Raw genomic sequence first — 18,880 nt, 5'->3', positions numbered from 1 at the left:
CCGCACCAGAGCACCACGCAGGCGGTCCATGCGGTGGATCGAGACCCGGGCGGCCCTGCTGTTCATCAGCCCCTGGATCCTCGGCTTCCTGATCTTCACCGCGTGGCCCGTCGTCAACAGCGCCTACCTGTCGCTGACCGACTACGACGTCATCAACGACCCGTCGTTCGTCGGCTTCGACAACTACGTGACCCTCTTCGAGGACCCGAAGGTCGGGCTGGCGCTGCGCAACACGTTCCTGTACACCGTGATGTCGGTGCCGACCCAGCTCGTCGTCTCCCTCGGGCTGGCGCTGCTGCTCAACAGCGCCACCAAGGCCACCGGCTTCTTCCGCACGGCCTTCTTCCTGCCCAAGATGACGCCGCCGGTCGCGGTCGGCATCCTGCTGCTGATGCTGTTCAACGGACAGAACGGGCTGATCAACGCCTTCCTCGGCGTGTTCGGCATCGACGGCCCGGCCTGGACCACCGACCCCGACTGGGTCAAGCCGGGCCTGGTGCTGATGAGCCTGTGGACCGTCGGGGCCTCGGTGGTCATCATCCTGGCCGCCCTGCGCGGCGTCCCCCAGGAGCTGTACGACTCCGCCCTCGTGGACGGCGCCGGCTGGTGGAAGCGCACCCTGCGGATCACCGTGCCGATGATCAGCCCCACGCTGTTCTTCCTGTTCATCGTGGACAGCATCAACGCCCTGCAGTCGTTCACCGAGGCGTACACCGCCTTCTTCGGCTCGGGCAACACCACCTACAGCAACGACGCCGCGCTGTTCTACGCGATCTACCTGTTCCAGCAGGCCTTCGAGTTCCTGCACATGGGCTACGCCTCGGCGCTGGCCTGGTTGCTGTTCATCGTGATCATGGCGATCACCGCCGTGCAGATCCTGGTGACCAGGCGGTTCGTCCACTACGAAGGGGGGAACCCGTGAGGCGCGCCAGGAGGATCCTGACGTGGACCGCGCTGACCGCGTTCGCCGTCGCGTTCATCTATCCGTTCGTCTGGCTGCTCAGCGCCTCCTTCAAGCCGCGCAGCGAGGTGTTCGACCACCGGATCATCCCCGAGACCTTCACCCTCGACAACTACATCAGGGTGTGGCAGGAAGCGCCGCTGGCGCTGTGGATGGCCAACACGCTGCTGGTGACGGTGCTGGCCGCGGTGGCCGTGACGATCACCAGCGCGATGGTCGCGTGGGGCTTCGCCTACTTCCGCTTCCCCGGCCGGGGGCCGTTGTTCGGCCTGCTGCTGGCCACCATGATGCTGCCGGGCGCGGTCACCATGATCCCGGTGTTCCTCATCTGGAACTCCCTCGGCATGGTCGGCACCCTGACGCCGCTGTGGGCGCAGAACCTGTTCGGCAGCGCGTTCTACATCTTCCTGCTGCGGCAGTTCTTCCTCGGCCTGCCGCGCGAGCCGTTCGAGGCGGCGAAGATCGACGGGGCGAACAACTGGAAGATCTTCACCCGGATCGCCCTGCCGCTGTGCAAGCCGGCGGTCGTGGTGACGCTGCTGTTCGAGTTCCAGGCGGCCTGGACCGACCTCATGCGGCCGCTGATCTACCTGCGCGACTCCACCGACTTCACCGTGCCGCGCGGGCTGAAGGCGCTGCTCGACCAGTTCGGGTTCGGCGGCGACTGGCACTGGGAGATCGTCATGACGGCCAGCGTGATCACCACGATCCCGATGATCATCCTGTTCTTCCTCGGCCAGAAGCACTTCGTCAAGGGCATCGCCACCACGGGGAGCAAGGGATGAGCTTTCCCGACGGGTTCCTGTGGGGCGCGGGCACGTCCGCGTACCAGATCGAGGGCCACCACGGCAGGGGCGAGTCGGTGTGGGACGAGTTCTGCCGCCGGCCGGGCGCGATCGAGGGCGGTGGCGACGGCTCCCGGGCCTGCGACTCCTACCTGCGCTGGCGCGAGGACATCGAGCTGATCAAGGAGCTGGGCCTGCGGGCCTACCGCTTCTCGACCGGCTGGTCCCGGGTCATGCCCGGCGGCGACCGCCCCGACCCGAAGGCGCTCGACCACTACGAGCGTTTCGTGGACGCGCTCCTGGAGGCCGGCGTGGAGCCGGTGCTCACGCTCAACCACTGGGACATGCCCGCGGGCCTGACCTGGGCCGAGCGGTCTTCCGTAAACGCTTTCCGTACGTATGCGGAGGCGGTCGCGGGTCGGCTGGCCGACCGCGTGACCTGGTGGATCACCCAGAACGAGCCGTGGATCATCGCGCTGCTCGGCTACCAGCTCGGCCTGCACGCCCCCGGTGTGGCCGACCTCGGCACGGCGGTGAAGGCCGGCCACCACGTGCTGCTCGGTCACGGCGCGGCGGCCGACGTGCTGCACGCCCACCCGGGCACGAAGGCGGGAGCGGCGCTCAGCCTCTTCCCCTGCGACCCGGCCACCGACAGCGAGGAGGACCGGGCGGCGGCGATCGGCTCCGACGGCTACGTCAACCGGTGGTATCTCGACCCGCTCCTGGGCGGCAGTGGCTACCCTGCGGACATGCGCGAGCACTGGGAGCGGGCACTCGGCCACGGCCTCGACTTCGTCCACGACGGCGACGAGGCCGCCATCGGGGGTCGCAGCGACTTCCTGGGCATCAACTACTACACCCGCCGGGTCATGGCCGCCGCGCCGCCGGCCCCGTTCCCCTGGAAGGTGGTCGGGCCCAGCGGCGACGTGGCCAGGACCGACGAGGGCTGGGAGATCAACCCGGGCGCGCTGCGCGACCTGCTGATCGGGCTGAGCCGCCGCTTCCCCGGCACGCCGCTGATGATCACCGAGAACGGCGGCGTCTTCGGCGACGGCCCCACCCACGACGGCCAGATCCACGACAACCGGCGCATCGCGTACCTGCGCGACCACGTCGAAGCCGTCGGCGCGGCCATCGACGCCGGGGCCGACGTGCGCGGATACCTGCACTGGTCGCTCATGGACAACTTCGAGTGGGCACTGGGCTATCGGCCCAGATTCGGGCTCGTCCACGTCGACTACGCCAGCGGCGCCCGGACCGTCAAGGACTCCGGGCGTTACTACGCCCGGCTCATCGCCGGGGGCGGCACCGCCCCCGCCCTGCCGAGGATCGAGGCGTTCGGCTAACCCATGCGGATCACCACCACTGACACGGCCTACCACCTGGACAGCGGTCACTACCACCTGACCGTCTCGCGCACCGACCCCAGCGCCGAGCTCGTGGGCTGGATGACGCTCAGCCTGCTCGCCTCGGTCAACACCCGGGGCGGGCGCGACGAGACGTACGAGACCCTGCCGCCCGTGCTCGCCGAGCGCGAGGGGGTGGCCGTCTTCGACTTCCCCCAGCGCACCACCGAGTGGGAGACCAAGACCGTCCGGCTGACCTGCACCCCCGAGACGATCGCGCTGGAGGTGCGGGTCGAGGGCGACGGGGTGCTGAGCGACGTGACGCTGCTCGGCGGCCGGGCCGTGCTCAACACCCGCGCGGCGGGCACGTTCCGGTCGGGGGTGCACGCGCGCGGCGTCTTCAGCCCCACGCCCGCCCATCCCGTGAGCGTGGTGCGGCCGGTGTCCGCGCCGGTCGCGCTCACCGTCATCGGCGACGCCTCGCCCGGCCGGCTGCACGCCGTCTTCTCCCCGCCGCCGCTGGTGCTGGCCTTCTGCAAGGACGAGCCGACCGGCGCGACCGCGGTGCCGGACGGGCAGTGGCTGGGCGCCTCGGTGCGCGCCGGGATCACCGACCTGACCTTCACCGAGCTCTCGTACGAGCCGCTGGACGGCGGGGCGCTGCTGCGCCTCGACTACGAGGGTCACACCGAGGTACGCGGCGCGTGGACCTCGCCGGCCGTCGTGTTCCGCGCCGCGTCATCGCCCTGGGAGGCGATCTCCCACCACCGCGCCGACCTCGTCGGGCACGGCCTGGCCCCCGAGGGCCCGACCGGCGAGCGGCACGCCTGGTGGAGCGAGCCGATCTTCTGCGGCTGGGGCGCTCAGTGCGCCAGGGCCGACGGCGTCTCGCCGGTGGAGCTGTCCCGGCAGGACCTGTACGACGGGTGGCTGGCCCGGCTGGAGGAGCACGGCATCGTGCCCGGCACCGTCGTGATCGACGACCGGTGGCAGCTCACGTACGGGAACCTGGAGACCGACGAGGCCAAGTGGCCGGCGCTGCGCGAGTGGATCGCCGCCCGGCACGAGCGCGGCCAGCGCGTGCTGCTGTGGTGGCGGGCGTGGTCGCCCGACGGGCTGCCGGCGGAGGAGTGCGTGACCGACGCGGGCGGGCGCGCGGTGGCCGCCGACCCGTCGAACCCGGCCTACCGGCTCCGGGTCCGGGCCATCATGGAACGGCTGCTGGGCGAGCTCGGGGCCGACGGCTTCAAGATCGACTTCACGCAGTGGTTCCCCAGCGGGTCGCACCTGAAGGCGTACGGCTCCACCTGGGGGCTCGCCCTCCTGCACGAGCTGCTCGCCACCATGTACGAGGCCGCCAAGCGCGTCAAACCCGACGCCCTCATGGTCACCCACACGCCGCACCCGGCCTTCGCCGACGTCAGCGACATGATCAGGCTCAACGACGTGCTGGAGTTCGACGCCCGCGGGGACGCCGTGCCCGCCGTCGACCAGCTCCGCTACCGGCACGCGGTGGCCGCCCACGCCATGCCGGGCCACCTGATCGACACCGACCAGTGGCCCATGCCCAGCCGGGCCGACTGGCTCGCGTACGCGCGGGAGCAGCCCTCCCTGGGCGTCCCCGCCCTGTACTACGTGGAGTCCATCGACAACTCCGGCGAGCCGATCAGCGGCGACGACCTGCGCCAGGTGGCCGAATGGTGGCGCCGGTGAGGCAGGCGGAGGTGGTCGTGTACGGCGCGACCTCGGCGGGCGTGTGCGCCGCCGTGGCCGCCGCCCGGCGCGGCCTGGACACCGTGCTGCTCGAACCCGGCCGGCACGTCGGCGGCATGACCTCGGGCGGGCTCGGCTACACCGACATCGGGGACGCCCGCGTGCTGGGCGGCATGGCCGCCGAGTTCCGCCGGGCCGTCGCCGACGCCTACGGGGTCGCGCCCGGCCACTACGCCGGGCCCGAGCCGCACGTCGCCGAGGCCATCTTCCTGTCCTGGCTGGACGCCGCCGGCGTGGAGGTGGTGTTCGACGCCCCGCTGCGCACGGTCGTCACCTCCGGCGACCGCGTCTTCTCCGCCGTCACGCACCGGGGGGACTTCGCGGCCGGGGCCTTCGTGGACGCGAGCTACGAGGGCGACCTGCTGGCCGCCGCCGGGGTGGGCTACCGCGTCGGCAGGGAGGACCGGTCCCTGCACGGGGAGAGGTTCGCCGGGCGGCGCGAGGTGGTGCCCGGGATGCACAACTTCCCGTCGTGGATCTCCCCGTTCCGGGCCGACGGCACGCTGCTGCCGCAGGTCGCCGACGGGCCGATGGCCGAGGTGGGCGAGGGGGACGGCGGCGTCATGTCGTACGGCTACCGCGTCTGCATGAGCACCGCCGCCGACCGGATCCCGTTCGAGCGGCGGCCCGGCTACGACGAGGAGCACTGGGAGCTCGGGCGGCGGCTGTTCCGCCACTGGCGCGAGCGGGGGATCGAGCCCCGGGCCGGGCGCCTGGTGGGCCTGGAGCCGAACCTGCCGGGCGGCAAGTGCGACGGCAACTCGCTCGGGCCGTTCTCCCTCAGCGTGCTCGACCGGTCGGCCTGGGCCTATCCCGACGCGGGCCCCGCCGAGCGCGAGCGGATCCGCCTGCACCACCTCCACCACGCCCAGGACCTGCTGTACTTCCTCGCCCACGACCCCGAGGTGCCCGCCGCCGTGCGGGCCGAGCTGGGGCGGTGGGGGCTGCCGGCCGACGAGTTCGCCGACACCGGCCACCTGCCGCACCAGCTCTACGTGCGGGAGGCGCGGCGGATGCTGGGGAGCAAGCACCTGACCGAGCACGACCTCGTCCAGGGGCGGCCGCAGGAGGACGTGATCGCGATGGGCTCGTACCATCTCGACGTCCGGGAGGTGCAGCGGACCTGGCGGTGGGTGTACGAGCACCCGGACCCGGTGCCCATGGTGGTGACCGAGGGGTACCTGTCGGTGGGGGTCGATCCCTACCAGATCCCGTACGGCGCGATCGTGCCCCGGCGGGAGGAGTGCGCGAACCTGGTCGTGCCGGTGTGCGTGTCGGCCTCGCACGTGGCCTTCTCCTCCATCCGGATGGAGGTGCAGTACCAGATGCTCGGGCACGCGGCCGGGCTCGCCGCCGCGCAGGCGGCCGGCAGCGGGAAGGCGGTGCAGGACGTGGACGTGGCCGCGCTGCAGGAGGAGCTGGCCGCGGCCGGGCAGGTCCTGTCGCTCTGACCTCGAAGGGCGGCCCCGCGGGACGGCCCGCCCCGGTGAGCCGGGACGGGCCCTCGGAATCTCAGGCGGCCTCGCCCGCCTGGTCGAGCACCTGCCGGACGAACGGCGGGACGACCTTGCGCAGGACGTTCGCCTCGTGCGCCTCGGCGCGGGCCAGCGCCTCCGCCGCCGCGGCGGGCGTCCCCGAGCCCGACAGCAGGTCGAGGGCCGCCAGCCCCGCCGCCCCCATGTCTTTGGCGGCCGACACCCAGCGGTCCAGCTCCCTGGCGATCGGCCCCTCCACGTCGGCGGGCAGCCCGGCCAGCCGGGTCAGCTCGGCCCGCAACTCCGCACGCGACCGGCCCTCCAGGGCCGCGGCGCACAGGGCAGTGACCCTCGGGCTCTGGTCGGCCCCGGGCGGCCAGGCCGAGCACGCCTCCACCAGCGGCAGCAGCTCAGCAGCCCCCGGCAGCAGCCGGACGGCCCGCGCGTGGGACCTGGCCGGGTCGTAGGCCGCCAGGTGCCAGGCGTAGTCGGCCACCGTCGTCAGCGCGATGCGCGAGGCCGCCGCCTCGACCATCGGGTTGGCCGTGATGCCCTCCAGCGGCACGTCACCCAGCTCCGTGGCCCGCCCGACCAGCGGCCCGAGGAAGACCCGGGAGAAGTCGAAGTCGTTGACCGGGAAGTTGTCCCACAGCGCCACCCGGTGCCCGTAGGAGGCCGCGGCGGCCGTCATGTCGTAGGCGGAGATCTCGCCCACCACCACGTCGGACCCGGTCCACCAGACCAGCACGTCCGCCGGCAGCTCCGCCGCCAGCCGGTCGCGGTACGCCGTGCGCCCGGTCCCCGCGTAGTCCGTGGGCACCATGGTCAGCGGCCGGTCCGCGCCCCGGGGGACGAGGAACCCGGCGGCGAAGTCGCGGCAGACCGCCGCGTGGGCACTCGCGCTCGCGCCCTCCGCCGTGCCGTACGCCTCCCGGTCGGGCGCGTGGCCCAGCTCGGGCGGGATGTCGTCGAAGAGCAGCGCGAACTCCCTGACGCCCACCTCCCACACCTGCTCGGCCTTGGCCCGCAGCGCCTTGCGCTCGGCCGGGTCGCTGTAGACCATGGACAACCCCGGGCTGAGCGCGAACACGAACCTGACGTGCTGCGCCGCCGCCTCCGCGACCAGCTCGGCCAGCCTCGCCAGCTCCTCCTCCGGGTACGGCTCCCGCCACCGCTCCCGGTGGTACGGGTCGTCCTTGGGTGCGTAGACGTAGGCGTTGAGCTTGTGCCTGCCGGAGAAGCGCAGGTGACCGAGACGGTCGGCGTGGGTCCACGGGGTGCCGTAGAAGCCCTCGATGGTGCCCCGGAGCGGCAGGTCGGGCCAGTCGCGCACCTCGGCCTCCGGCACGCACGACCGGTGCTCGGGACACGGCGCCGCGGCCAGCGCGAGGAGGGTCTGCGCGCCGTAGAAGGCGCCGGCGGGATCCGCGCCCACGATCAGCACGGAGCCGTCGCCGGCGGTCAGCGTGTACCCTTCGGCCGGCAGCTCCGCCCCGGCGTCGACGCGCACCTCCACGCGCACCTCCGAGAGGACCGGGGCGTCGTCCGTCCCCGCGAACGAGGCGCTCAGGGCGGTGACGGCGCGGTCGGCGGCGGCGTCGCCGTGGATCCGGCAGCCGCTCAGCTCAAGATGCGAAACACCGAAAGTGGCCTTTTTCGGACAGGGAACAATCCACTCCAAGGCATCCATTGTGGGAACGATACCGGATAGGATTGCGCCTCGTGGGAAGCGATGTGACCGAAGTTCTGCCCGGGGTGCTCCGGATCGAGGACACCTGCAACGTGTACGTCATCAAGGCTCCTGTCGCCCCCGGCGAGGAGCGCACCGGGATCGCCGTGGACTTCGGTTCGGGACGCGTGCTCGACCTCCTCGAGGAGCTCGGGCTCGACCGCCTCACCGACGTCCTGATGACCCATCACCACCGTGACCAGGCGCAGGGGCTGCACCGGGCGGCCGCTGCGGGGGTCGCGATCCACGTGCCGCCGGTCGAGCGCGACCTGTTCGAGAAGGTCGGCGAGATGTGGTCGGGGCGCCAGATCCTCAACGACTACGACCTGCGCGACGACCGGTTCTCGCTGCTGGAGCCCGTTCCGGTCACCGATGTGGTCCCCGAATATCGGACGGCCCGTTATGGCGGGGTCGATGTCCGGGTGCTGCCCACCCCCGGGCACACCACCGGCTCCGTCACGTACGTGGTGGGCCGGGCCGCGTTCACCGGTGACCTGATCTACGCCCCCGGCAAGGTGTGGTCCCTGGCCGCCACCCAGTGGTCCTACACCGAGAACGAGGGCCCCGCCATGGTGGTCATCAGCTCCGAGCTGCTCCAGAAGGAGGAGCTCGACGTGCTGCTGCCCTCCCACGGCGAGCCGATGACCGACCCGAAGGACGCGCTCGCCCGCCTGTCCACGGCCATGCAGCGCTACGTGGACTTCCGCCGCCCCCACGCCTGGGACGTGCGCGGCCTGCTGGCCAACCCGTTCGTCCAGGTGACCCCCCACCTGCTGATGAACCGCAGCAGCCAGTCCTACAGCTACGTCCTGCTGTCGGAGTCGGGCGCGGCCATGGTGTTCGACTTCGGCTACGACATGTCCACCGGTCTGGTGAAGAGCACCGCCCGCGAGGCCCGCCGTCCCTGGCTGGCCTCGATGCCCGCGCTGCGCGAGCACTACGGCGTCACGAGCGTCGAGGTCGCGATGCCCACCCACTACCACGACGACCACGTCGCGGGCATGCCGCTGCTGCGCGACGTCGAGGGCACGGCGATCTGGGCCCCGTCCCACATCGCGCCCATCCTGGCCGCGCCGCTCCACCACGACCTGCCGTGCCAGTGGTTCGACCCCATCCCCGCCGACCGGGTGCTCGGGCTGGGGGAGACGGTGCGCTGGCGCGAGTACGACATCACGGTGCACGACCTGCCGGGGCACACGCTGTTCGCGGCGGCGTACGAGTTCGAGGTGGACGGGCACCGGGTGCTCGTCACCGGCGACCAGCAGGACGGGATGGGCATCCCCGACGAGCGCCAGGAGATCCTGAATTTTCAGTACAAGAATAGGTTCCAGATCGAGGACTACCGGAAGAGCGCCGCGCTCTACCGCCGCCTGCGCCCCGACCTCATGGTCAGCGGCCACTGGCGGCCCCGCTGGGTGGACGACGACTACCTGCACATGATGACCGAGCGGGGTGAGGAGCTGGTGGCCCTGCACCACGACCTGCTCCCGCTGGACCGGCTCGACCTCGGTGCCGACGGGGTGCTGTGCCGGTTGACCCCGTACTATACGAGCGTCCCCGCGGGCGGCGAGGTCGTGCTGACGGCCACCGTGCGCAACCCGTGGCCGGACAAGGCCGTGGCGACCATCGAGCCGGTGGTTCCGCCCGGCTGGCGGCGCGAACAGGGATCCCTGACGCTTAGGCTGCCCGGAGGGGGTATGGAGCAGGTGCATCTCCGTCTCGGCGCCGACGTCGTGCCGCGACGCCGAGTTCGCCTCGCAGTCGACCTGACCATCGGCGACCTACGCCTCGGGCAGCACGCCGAGGCGCTGGTCGATGTGGTCGCGGAAGGGAATCCATGACCATAGAACGGCGCGGCACCCCCCTCGGCCGTTCCCGCCGTCCCACGATCAAGGACGTCGCGGAGGCCGCCGGCGTCTCGCGCTCCACGGTCTCGCGGGCGCTGACGGGGCGCGGATACGCGGCCAGCGACGTGCGCGAGCGCGTCCTGCGCGCCGCCGCCGAGCTGGGCTACGTGCCCGACGTCATGGCCCGCACCCTCAAGCAGCAGGTCAGCAGGTCGCTGGGGGTCCTGGTGAGCGACCTGCGCAACCCCTTCTACGCGGAGCTGGCCGCCGGGGCCAGCAGGGAGGCCCGCGAGCGCGGCTACACGATGGTGCTGGCCGACACGAGCCTGTCGGCCGAGGCGGAGAGCGAGGCCGCCGAGGCCCTGGTCGCGCTCCGGGTGGCCGGCGTGATCGTGACGCCCAACTCCTCGACCGTGTCCACCTACCTCTCCTCCCACGGCATCCCGGTGGTCGAGGTGGACCGCCAGTTCGCGGCCGGCTCGACCGACGGCGTCGTGGTCGGCAACCGCGTCGGCGCCCGCACCGCCACCGCACACCTCGTCGGTCTGGGTCACCGCCGGATCGCCCTGTTCATCGACGAGACCGACTGGACCACCGGCTACGAGCGTTACCAGGGCTACCTGGAGGCGCTGGCGGCCGGTGACATCAAGGTCGACCCCGCCCTGGTCGTCTCCTCCGGCTGGGACGTCACCGACTCCCGGCGCCGGGCCCTCGACATGCTGCGCGGCCCCGACCGTCCCACGGCGGTCTTCGCCGCCAACAACGTGCTCGCCGAGGGCGTCTGGCGGGCGATCAGCGGGCTGGGGCTGAGCGTGCCCGGCGACATCAGCCTCATCGCGTTCGACGACGCGCCCTGGATGAGCATGGTCTCGCCCACGGTCAGCGCGGTCTCCCAGGACACCTTCAACCTGGGCGCGACCGCCGTGCGCAGGCTCGACGAGCGGATCCAGATGCCGGAGGCCGACTCCGTCACGACCGTGCTCAACGTGCGCCTCATCCAGCGGGAATCCACCGCACCGCCCCCCGTTATCTGACATTTCCGTCATCTCCCGCGTTGACCCACGGGGAAAGGTCGCCCTAGGATCCCGTGTGGGAACGATGTCACAGCCACCTTGCGGCAGTCGTTCTCGTCGGAGGCCCAATGCAGCACGATCTTCCCCCCGTTCTGTCCCTGGACATCGGCGGCACCAAGCTCGCCGCGGGCGTGGTGACAGGCGATGGCCTGATCCACGGCTGGCAGGTCACCCCCACCCGCAGGGAGGAGGGACCGCGACCCGTCCTGGCCAGGCTGTTCGACCTGGGCAGGAAGGCGGTCGCGGAGGCCGGCCTGCCCGAGGTGGCGGCCGTCGGCATCTCCTGCGGCGGCCCGCTCGACGCCGCGGCCGGGGTGCTGGAGTGCCCGCCGCACCTGCCGGGGTGGATCGACGTCCCGATCGGGGCGATGGCCGCGGAGGCGTTCGGCGTCCCGTCCGCCCTTGAGAACGATGCCACGGCCGCCGCGCTGGGCGAGTTCCGCTACGGCGCGGGGCGCGGCACCAGCACGATGCTCTATCTCACGATCTCCACGGGTGTGGGCGGCGGCTCCGTCATCGGCGGGCGCCTGCACCGGGGCGCGGCCGGCAACGGCGGCGAGCTGGGGCACGTCATGGTGCGGCCGGGCGGCCGGAAGTGCTCGTGCGGCCGGCTGGGCTGCCTGGAGGCGTACGCCTCCGGCACCGCCATCGCCGAGCGCGCCCGGGAGGCCCTGGCCACCGGCCGGCCCTCGTCGCTGTCCGCCGTCGAGCGCCCGACGGCCGAGGACGTCTCCCGCGCCGCCGAGGCGGGCGACCCCCTGGCGAGCGCGATATGGGACGAGACCACATGGGCGCTCGGCAGCGCGATCACCGACCTGGTGAACGCGTTCGAGCCCGAGCTCGTCGTCCTCGGCGGCGGCGTCACCCGTTCCGGCGCCCGGCTCCTCGACCCCGTGGCCGCCGCCGTCGCCCGGGACGCCATGCCGCCTGCGGCCCGTGCCGCGCGCATCGAACTCGCGCGGCTCGGCGCGGGCGTCTGCGTGGTGGGCGCCGGCGCCGTCGCCCATGACCTCCTGTCCGGACTCTGAGGAAAGACGTATGCCTGAACTTCCCCCGGTGCTCGCCGAGCACGTAGCAGGGCACCTCGCCGCCGCACACGGCATGGCGGCCCTGCTGCCCGCCGTCGAGGCCGCCGCGGACCTGCTCATCGAGACCTTCACCCGCGGCGGGACCGTGTACACGATGGGCAACGGCGGCAGCGCCGCGGACGCCCAGCACCTCACCGGCGAGCTGATCGGCCACTACAAGCGCGACCGCCGGCCGCTGCCCACGGTGACGCTCACGACCGACGCCACCGTCATGACCTGCATCGCCAACGACTACGCCTACGAGGACGTCTTCGCCCGGCAGGTCCAGGCGCTGGCCCGGCCGGGCGACGTGGTGGCCGCTTTCACCACCAGCGGAAACTCGCCTAATGTGGTCAACGCCCTCGAAACCGCGCAGGTCAACGGCGCGGTGACGGTACTGTTCGGTGGCGGTGACGGCGGGAAGGCCGCCCAGCACGCCGACCACCTCCTCCTCGCCCCCAGCTCCGAGACCCCGCGCATCCAGGAGATCCACACACTGATGCTGCACATGATCAGCGACAAGGTCGACGCATGGGCGGCCGCGTGACCAGGCGCCCCGACCCCATGTCGCGGGCCCCCATGTCGAACGCCCCCTCCGGCAGCCAGCCGCGCGGCCTCCCGCGGGCCCCCCGTCCCGCGGCCACCCCCGACCGCACCCTGCACATGATCGGCAACGCGCACCTCGACCCGGTGTGGCTGTGGCCGTGGCAGGAGGGCTACCAGGAGGCGCGGGCCACGTTCTGGTCGGCGATCCACCGCATGGACGAATACCCGGACTTCGTCTTCACCTGCGACCAGGTCGTGCTGCTGTCGTGGGTGGAGGAGTCGGACCCCGAGCTGTTCGACCGGATCCGGGAGAAGGTCGCCGAGGGCCGGTGGGTGATGACCGGCGGCTGGTGGGTGGAGCCCGACTGCAACATGCCGTCGGGGGAGTCGTTCGTCCGCCAGGGGCTCTACGGCCAGCGCTACCTGAAGGAGAAGTTCGGGGTCACGGCGTCGGTCGGCATGAACGTCGACCCGTTCGGCCACAATGCCATGCTGCCCGCGATCCTGCGCGGCCAGGGCATGGACTCCTACTGCTTCCTGCGCCCGGGACCGCACGAGAGCGAGCTGCCCGGCACGATGTTCTGGTGGGAGGCGCCCGACGGGAGCCGGGTGCTGGCCTACCGGATCCCGTTCGAGTACTGCAGCCCGCCCGGCGAGGTCGCCGGCCAGACCGAGAAGGCGCTGGGCCAGCTCGACCGCTCGCTCGGCGACCTGATGATCTTCTACGGCGTGGGCAACCACGGCGGCGGCCCCACCAAGGCGAACATCGAGTCCATCCACCGCTACGACCGGATGGGCACGTTCGGCGAGCTGACGATGTCCTCGCCGCGCCGCTACTTCGACGAGATGGCCAAGCGCCTGGGCGAGCAGGGCCTGGCCGAGCTGCCGGTGTGGCGCGACGACCTGCAGCACCACGCGGCCGGCTGCTACTCCTCGCACTCCGGCATCAAGGCGTGGCAGCGCAGGGCGCAGGCGGCGGTGCTGTCGGCCGAGCGGTGGGCGGCGATCGCCGGCCACGACGCCCGCGCCGACCTGGAGCGGGCCTGGAAGCAGGTGCTGTTCAACCAGTTCCACGACGTGCTGCCCGGCTCGGCCATCGAGCCCGCCTACGACGACGCCCGCGACCAGCTCGGCGAGGCCGTCGCGATCTCCAAGCGGATCATCACCAGGGCGCACAACGTGATCGCCCGCGACGTCGCCGTGCCCGAGGAGGCCGGCACGCAGCCGGTCGTCGTCTTCAACCCGCACCCGTGGCCGGTCACGACCCGGGTCGAGATGCAGTACGGCCTGGCCCCCAACGGCGTGCACGTCGTGGACGCCGACGGCGCCGACGTGCCCTGCCAGCGCACCCAGTCGGTCGCCACCACCGACGACAATGGGCGCGGCGCCACCGTGTTCCGGGCCGAGCTGCCCGCGCTGGGTTACCGCCTCTACCGCCTGCGCCAGGGGCGGGGCGAGGTCCCGGCCGGCACGCTCCTGGCCTCCGAGCACCACCTCGAGAACGACGTGCTGCGCCTGGAGCTCGACCCCGTCACCGGCTGGCTGTCCAGCCTGGTCGACAAGCGCACCGGCGTCGACCTGGTGGCCGGGGCGACCGGCGAGCACACGCAGATCTGCGAGGACCCGACCGACACCTGGGGCCACCGCGTCATCTCCTACGACTGGCCGGGCGAGGCGATGGTCACCACCGACATCGTGCTGCGCGAGCACGGCCCGCTGCGCGCCCGCATCCGGGTCGAGCGCGAGTGGGGGCGCTCCACGATGGCCGAGGAGTTCATCCTGGGCGCCGGGGACGACGACGCCGTCGAGGTGCGGGTCACGCTCGACTGGCGGGAGCAGGCGCACCTGATGAAGCTGCGCTTCCCGGTCGCGCTGGAGAGCCCCGTGGCCACGTACGAGATCCCGTTCGCCCACCTGAACAGGCCCATCGACGGGGCCGAGGAGCCCGCCCAGTCGTGGGTGGACCTGTCGGGCGCCGTGGCCGGCAGGCGAGCCGGGCTGGCCGTGGTGAACAACGCCAAGCACGGCTACGACGTCTCCCCACCGGGGCCCGGGCGCAGCCACAGCATCGGCATCACCGCCGTGCGCAGCCCGGTCTACTCCTGGCACGACCCGCGGCTGCTCGACCCGGACGGCTACTACTCCTACCAGGACCAGGGGACGCAGCGGTTCTCGTACCTGCTGGTGCCGCACGACGGCGACTGGCGCGCGGCCGGGCTGACCCGGCGGGCCGCGCTGCTCGGCTCACCGGTGCGGGCGATGCTGGAGAGCTTCCACGACGGCCCCCTGCCCAGCGCCCGCGGCTACCTGGACGACGGGGGCGGGCAGGTCATGGTGACGGCGGTGAAGCTGCACGAGGACGCGCCGCGCGACCTGGTGGTGCGGGCCGTCGAGAGCACGGGCCGGGCCGCGGTCGCGACCCTGAGCATCCCGGTGGCCGGGATCCGGCTGACGGCCGACTTCGGGCCGAGCCAGATCCGTACGTTCCGGATCCCGCTCGACGATCCGCTCTCGGCCGTGGAGACGGACCTGGTGGAGCTGGGGGTGCGCAAGGGCGCGTTCACGGTGGAGCCCTGGTGATCGCGGACGCCGCCGAGCCGTCGCCGCTCGTTTCCTCCCCGATCGTCCTCTCGCCGCCCTCCGAGCCGCCCTCCGAGCCGCCCTCCGCCGCCGGGGCCGGCACGTCGCCCGTGGTGGCGGTCGCCGACCCCGACGGGGGCGAGGTGCTCGTCGAGGTGCCGGGCGGCGGGCCGTACACCGTCGGGTGGCAGTGGGGCGAGCGCCTCCCGACGGGCCGCCGCGAGCTGCGCCTGCACCTGCGGTACGACGGCACGGAGCCGGCCTCCGGGACCGTGCGCGTCAGCAGGTCGGTGGCCGCCGTCGCCGACCCGTGGTGGCTGATCCCCGGCCTGTTCTACGGCGAGAACCGGCCGGCGGCGTGCCAGCGCGTGTTCCCCCGCTTCGAGACGGGCGCCGACCGGCCCGAGGAGATGGTCTCGGCCCGGTGGGGCTTCCGCGCCGACCGGGCCGCCACCCCCGCCGTCATGGTGTGGGGCGACGCCTCCGGGACCGCCCTGATCGCGGACGAGGAGTCGGCGCTCGGCCCGACCGGCCTGGCCATCGGGCACGAGGCGGGGCGGGCGACGATCGAGCTGCTGTTCCCGTACCAGGAATATCCGGTCACCTACTACGGCTCGGCGCTGCCCCTGCCCGCCGAGGCGGCGGCGCACGTGTGGCGGCCCGGGGAGTCGCACGTCCTGACGCTGGCGACGTGCCCGCTGCCGGCCGACCGGCACGCGTACGCGCCGGTGCTGCGCGAGGACCGCGACCTGCGCCTGCCCGCCGCCCCCGTCGAGCCGTGGGAGGACGTGGCCTCGGCCGCCGACATCGCCGCCGAGGGCCTGTACCGGTGGCACTACGACCCCGACCCCGGCGTGCTGCTGGAGACGGTCGGGTTCGACCGGGAGGTGAGCGGCACCAACGGCGAGCGGGTGGACCGGCAGGCCATGCACGTCGGCTGGGTGAGCGGGATCCCGTGGGCGGCGGCGCTCCTGGAGCACGGGCTGCGGAGGGGACGTCCTGACCACGTCGCCGCCGCCGAACGGGTCATCGACTTCATCTGCGCCAACCTGTCGCCGTCCGGCACGTTCTGGGGCGTCTGGTACCGGCGATCGGGCTGGTCGCAGAGCTGGAGCCACGTCAAGGACGCCCTGCACGCGCGCACGCTGGGGGAGGCGACCCTGTTCCTGCTGCGCGCGCTGCGCCACCGGCCGAACCCGGCCTGGGCGGCGGCGGCCCGCTCCAACCTGGACGCGATGGCCGCCCGCCAGCGCCCCGACGGCAACCTCGGCACCCTCCACCACGCCGCCACCGGCGAGGTGCTGTCCTGGTCGGGCGCGTCCGGATTGACCTGGGTGGCCGCCCTGGCCGAGTCGGGGCACCCCGCCCACCTGCGGGCCGCCGAGCGCGCCGGCGACTACTACGCCTCGTTCGTCGAGGACGAGTTCGTCTACGGCGCGCCCGAGGACGTGGACCTGGCTCCGACCTCGGAGGACGGGTACGCGGCCGTGCTGGCGTACATGGCGCTCCACCGGCGGACGGGCGCCGCCCGCTGGCTGGACCTGGCCCGCCGCGCCGCCGACTGGATGCTCACCTTCCGCTACACCTACAACGTGCGCTTCGGCCCCCGCACCCCCCTGGGCGTGTACGGCTTCGCCACCCGGGGCGCGGACCAGGCGTCGCCGTCCAACCAGCACCTGCACGCGTACGGGCTGGTGTGCACCGCCGAGCTGGTGGAGCTGTCGGAGGCGCTCGGGGACCCGTACTACGCGGAACGGGCGCACGAGACGCTCGACTGCTTCCGCCAGCTCCTCCCGGCGGCCGACGGCGACCTCAACGCCTACCGCGGCATGATCACCGAGCGCTACTACCAGACGGACTGCTTCCAGCCGAAGGGCATGTACCTGACGCTGTCGCACGCCTGGAGCGCGGGCGTGCTGCTGCTGGCCTGCGAACAGGTCCTCGCGTCCCGGCCCGCGCAGGCGAGGTAGCACGGGCGGAGGTCAGGCAGGGGGCGGGACGCGCAGCGTGGCGGCCGCGTGCCGCACCCACGCCGCCAGGAACCGCTCGGGATCGAGGTCGCCCGGCGTGTGGCCGATCATGATGCGCAGCAGCGGGTAGTAGGTCAGCGACGAGAGCAGCACGGCCGCCGTCGCCTCCGGATCCTCGGCCTCGACGTTGCCCAGCTCCCGCTGCGCCCTGATCCAGGCCGCCCCCTGCGCGTAGACGCCCGCCAGCACGCCCTGCCACATGCGCTCGAACAGCTCCGGGAACCCGTCGAACTCCCGCAGCATGATCCGGATCAGCCCCCGATCCTTCTCGATCACCTCCCAGACCACCCGCGCCATCCGCTCCAGCGCCACCCGCGGCTCCTCGGCGGCCGCGTCGGCGGGGTCGCGCGCGGCCCCTCCGCCGGCGCGGGAGCCGGTGGTCGCCTCACTGCCCCGAGCGGCGATGCGCTCCAGGTCGAGCCGCACCGCCTCCTCCAGCAGCGCCTGCTTCGACGGGAAGTGCTTGTAGAGCGCACCCGAGCCGGTCGTCAGCCCGCAGGCCGCCTGGATGTCGGCCACCGAGGTGGCGGCGTAACCGCGGGTGGAGAACAGCCGGACGGCCTCGTCGATGAGGCGCTGCCGGGTGACGCCTGGTGTGGATCTCGCCATGGTAAGAGAGTACTCTCTCACTATGCGCGTATTCGTGACGGGCGGCACGGGCGCGATCGGCGGCCACGCGGTGCCGGCGCTGGTCGCGGCGGGACACGGGGTGACCGCCCTGGCCCGCACCCCCGCCAAGGCCGCCGCGCTGGAACGGCAGGGGGCGACGGCCCTGACGGGGGTGTCGCTGTTCGACCGGGCGGGGCTGGCCGCGGCGTTCGCCGGGCACGACGCGGTGGTCAACCTGGCGACAGCCATCCCGTCCATGAGCCGTTTCATGAGCGCGCGGGCGATGCGCGACAACCTGCGCGTCCGCGTGGAGGGCTCCGCCGCCGTCGCGGACGCCGCCCTCGACGCCGGGCTCGGCCGCGTGGTGCAGGAGTCGGTCAGCATGCTCTACCGCGACCAGGGCGACCGCTGGATCGACGAGGACTCCCCGGTCGACCACTACCCGCTGACCCGCGGCAACTTCGCCGCCGAGGCGAACGCCTGCCGCTTCGCCGCGACCGGCGGGGGAGCGGCCGTGATCCTGCGCCTCGGCTGGTTCCTCGGCCCCGGCGCCGAGCACAGCGAGCAGCTGTTCGCCCAGGCCCGCCACCACGTCGGCATGATCCTGGGCCACCCGGCCGGCTACGTCTCCTCGATCCACCTGTCCGACGCCGCCTCCGCCGTGGTGGCGGCGCTGGGGGCGCCCGGGGGCACGTACAACGTCGTGGACGACGAGCCCCTGACCAAACGCGCCTACGCGAACGCGGTGGCCCGCGCCGCCCGCACCCGCCCGTGGGTCCGGGGGCCGGGGCGGGCCGCGTACCTCTTGGGCGACCGCCTCACCTCGCTCACCCGCTCGCTCCGGGTCAGCAACGCCCGCTTCCGCAAGGAGACCGGCTGGGCGCCCCGCTACCCGAGCGCCCGCGAGGGCTGGCTCGCCACCGCCCGCTCCCTGACCCCCTGATCCTGGCGATGCCGAGAGCGCTGACCACCGGCCCGAGAGGCTCGCCTCGGTAGTGGGAAGGCACCGAACGTCCCGGAGGCCGGTATCGAGATCACCTGCCGCTCGGCGTGGTTCCC

Annotated in this window: 14 protein-coding genes; 12 read left to right on the top strand and 2 right to left on the bottom strand. The window is 72.8% G+C overall.

Translation table 11 applies throughout. The features are described 5' to 3' along the window. The first annotated feature begins 28 nt into the window (after nt 1-28). Genes ACTWPW_RS23505 through ACTWPW_RS23485 form a run of 5 tightly spaced genes read left to right on the top strand, consistent with a single transcriptional unit; the run spans nt 29 to nt 6,316 of the window. Nucleotides 29-922 (top strand): carbohydrate ABC transporter permease, encoded by an 894-nt coding sequence (locus ACTWPW_RS23505; protein WP_375109599.1) that lies wholly within the window; start codon nt 29-31, stop codon nt 920-922. Beyond that, nucleotides 919-1,746 carry a carbohydrate ABC transporter permease gene (locus ACTWPW_RS23500; RefSeq protein WP_375109600.1) on the top strand — a complete coding sequence of 276 codons (828 nt, stop codon included), beginning with the start codon at nt 919-921 and terminating at the stop codon, nt 1,744-1,746. Before ACTWPW_RS23505 ends, ACTWPW_RS23500 begins: the two co-directional genes overlap by 4 nt. Next, nucleotides 1,743-3,092, top strand: coding sequence for a GH1 family beta-glucosidase (locus ACTWPW_RS23495; protein WP_443169915.1), 1,350 nt, complete (start codon nt 1,743-1,745; stop codon nt 3,090-3,092). Before ACTWPW_RS23500 ends, ACTWPW_RS23495 begins: the two co-directional genes overlap by 4 nt. Nucleotides 3,093-3,095: 3 nt before the next feature. Further along, the gene (locus ACTWPW_RS23490; protein WP_443169914.1) at nt 3,096-4,805 is read left to right on the top strand and encodes a hypothetical protein; all 1,710 of its coding nucleotides are present in this window, start codon (nt 3,096-3,098) and stop codon (nt 4,803-4,805) included. Then, nucleotides 4,802-6,316, top strand: coding sequence for an FAD-dependent oxidoreductase (locus ACTWPW_RS23485; protein WP_443169913.1), 1,515 nt, complete (start codon nt 4,802-4,804; stop codon nt 6,314-6,316). Before ACTWPW_RS23490 ends, ACTWPW_RS23485 begins: the two co-directional genes overlap by 4 nt. Nucleotides 6,317-6,377: 61 nt before the next feature. On the opposite strand, the gene ACTWPW_RS23480 is transcribed toward ACTWPW_RS23485, so the two are convergent. Next, complete coding sequence (locus ACTWPW_RS23480) at nt 6,378-8,030, bottom strand: beta-N-acetylhexosaminidase family protein (protein ID WP_443169912.1); 1,653 nt, start codon at nt 8,028-8,030, stop codon at nt 6,378-6,380. A gap of 44 nt (nt 8,031-8,074) precedes the next feature. Between ACTWPW_RS23480 and ACTWPW_RS23475 the strand changes: the two genes are divergently transcribed. The 6 genes from ACTWPW_RS23475 (at nt 8,075) to ACTWPW_RS23450 (ending at nt 17,152) form a co-directional block, all read left to right on the top strand. Further along, entirely contained in the window at nt 8,075-9,910 is a 1,836-nt protein-coding gene (locus tag ACTWPW_RS23475; RefSeq protein WP_375109605.1) for an MBL fold metallo-hydrolase, read from the top strand. Next, entirely contained in the window at nt 9,907-10,950 is a 1,044-nt protein-coding gene (locus ACTWPW_RS23470; RefSeq protein WP_375109606.1) for a LacI family DNA-binding transcriptional regulator, read from the top strand. The genes ACTWPW_RS23475 and ACTWPW_RS23470 overlap by 4 nt, the downstream gene beginning before the upstream one ends. A gap of 107 nt (nt 10,951-11,057) precedes the next feature. Then, on the top strand, nt 11,058-12,017 hold the full coding sequence (locus ACTWPW_RS23465; protein ID WP_375109607.1) for an ROK family protein: 960 nt from the start codon (nt 11,058-11,060) through the stop codon (nt 12,015-12,017). Between the two features lie 10 nt (nt 12,018-12,027). After that, a complete protein-coding gene (locus ACTWPW_RS23460; RefSeq protein ID WP_375109608.1) occupies nt 12,028-12,603 on the top strand; it encodes a D-sedoheptulose-7-phosphate isomerase in 576 nt (191 codons plus the stop codon). Further along, the gene (locus tag ACTWPW_RS23455; protein WP_443169911.1) at nt 12,588-15,182 is read left to right on the top strand and encodes an alpha-mannosidase; all 2,595 of its coding nucleotides are present in this window, start codon (nt 12,588-12,590) and stop codon (nt 15,180-15,182) included. Before ACTWPW_RS23460 ends, ACTWPW_RS23455 begins: the two co-directional genes overlap by 16 nt. Next, entirely contained in the window at nt 15,179-17,152 is a 1,974-nt protein-coding gene (locus ACTWPW_RS23450; protein WP_443169910.1) for a hypothetical protein, read from the top strand. Before ACTWPW_RS23455 ends, ACTWPW_RS23450 begins: the two co-directional genes overlap by 4 nt. Nucleotides 17,153-17,164: 12 nt before the next feature. Here ACTWPW_RS23450 and ACTWPW_RS23445 read toward each other — a convergent pair whose 3' ends face one another. Continuing rightward, nucleotides 17,165-17,821, bottom strand: a complete 657-nt coding sequence (locus ACTWPW_RS23445; RefSeq protein ID WP_443169909.1) for a TetR/AcrR family transcriptional regulator — start codon at nt 17,819-17,821, stop codon at nt 17,165-17,167. A 22-nt stretch (nt 17,822-17,843) separates the two neighbouring features. Between ACTWPW_RS23445 and ACTWPW_RS23440 the strand changes: the two genes are divergently transcribed. After that, nucleotides 17,844-18,764: an NAD-dependent epimerase/dehydratase family protein gene (locus ACTWPW_RS23440; RefSeq protein WP_443169908.1), complete on the top strand. Its 921-nt coding sequence runs from the start codon at nt 17,844-17,846 to the stop codon at nt 18,762-18,764. Nucleotides 18,765-18,880: the final 116 nt, after the last annotated feature.

This window comes from Nonomuraea sp. KM90 (assembly GCF_052246675.1).
In the GTDB taxonomy this organism is placed as follows: Bacteria; Actinomycetota; Actinomycetes; order Streptosporangiales; family Streptosporangiaceae; genus Nonomuraea.
Note: the sequence above shows the minus strand (reverse complement) of the source record. Positions and strands in the feature narration are given on the sequence as shown.

Coding starts and splice junctions, on each gene's coding strand:
- ACTWPW_RS23440 (WP_443169908.1), top strand. CDS start 17,844: ATGCGCGTATTCGTGACGGGCGGCACGGGCGCGATCGGCGGCCACGCG.
- ACTWPW_RS23495 (WP_443169915.1), top strand. CDS start 1,743: ATGAGCTTTCCCGACGGGTTCCTGTGGGGCGCGGGCACGTCCGCGTAC.
- ACTWPW_RS23490 (WP_443169914.1), top strand. CDS start 3,096: ATGCGGATCACCACCACTGACACGGCCTACCACCTGGACAGCGGTCAC.
- ACTWPW_RS23480 (WP_443169912.1), bottom strand. CDS start 8,030: ATGGATGCCTTGGAGTGGATTGTTCCCTGTCCGAAAAAGGCCACTTTC.
- ACTWPW_RS23470 (WP_375109606.1), top strand. CDS start 9,907: ATGACCATAGAACGGCGCGGCACCCCCCTCGGCCGTTCCCGCCGTCCC.
- ACTWPW_RS23455 (WP_443169911.1), top strand. CDS start 12,588: ATGGGCGGCCGCGTGACCAGGCGCCCCGACCCCATGTCGCGGGCCCCC.
- ACTWPW_RS23505 (WP_375109599.1), top strand. CDS start 29: ATGCGGTGGATCGAGACCCGGGCGGCCCTGCTGTTCATCAGCCCCTGG.
- ACTWPW_RS23445 (WP_443169909.1), bottom strand. CDS start 17,821: ATGGCGAGATCCACACCAGGCGTCACCCGGCAGCGCCTCATCGACGAG.
- ACTWPW_RS23460 (WP_375109608.1), top strand. CDS start 12,028: ATGCCTGAACTTCCCCCGGTGCTCGCCGAGCACGTAGCAGGGCACCTC.
- ACTWPW_RS23465 (WP_375109607.1), top strand. CDS start 11,058: ATGCAGCACGATCTTCCCCCCGTTCTGTCCCTGGACATCGGCGGCACC.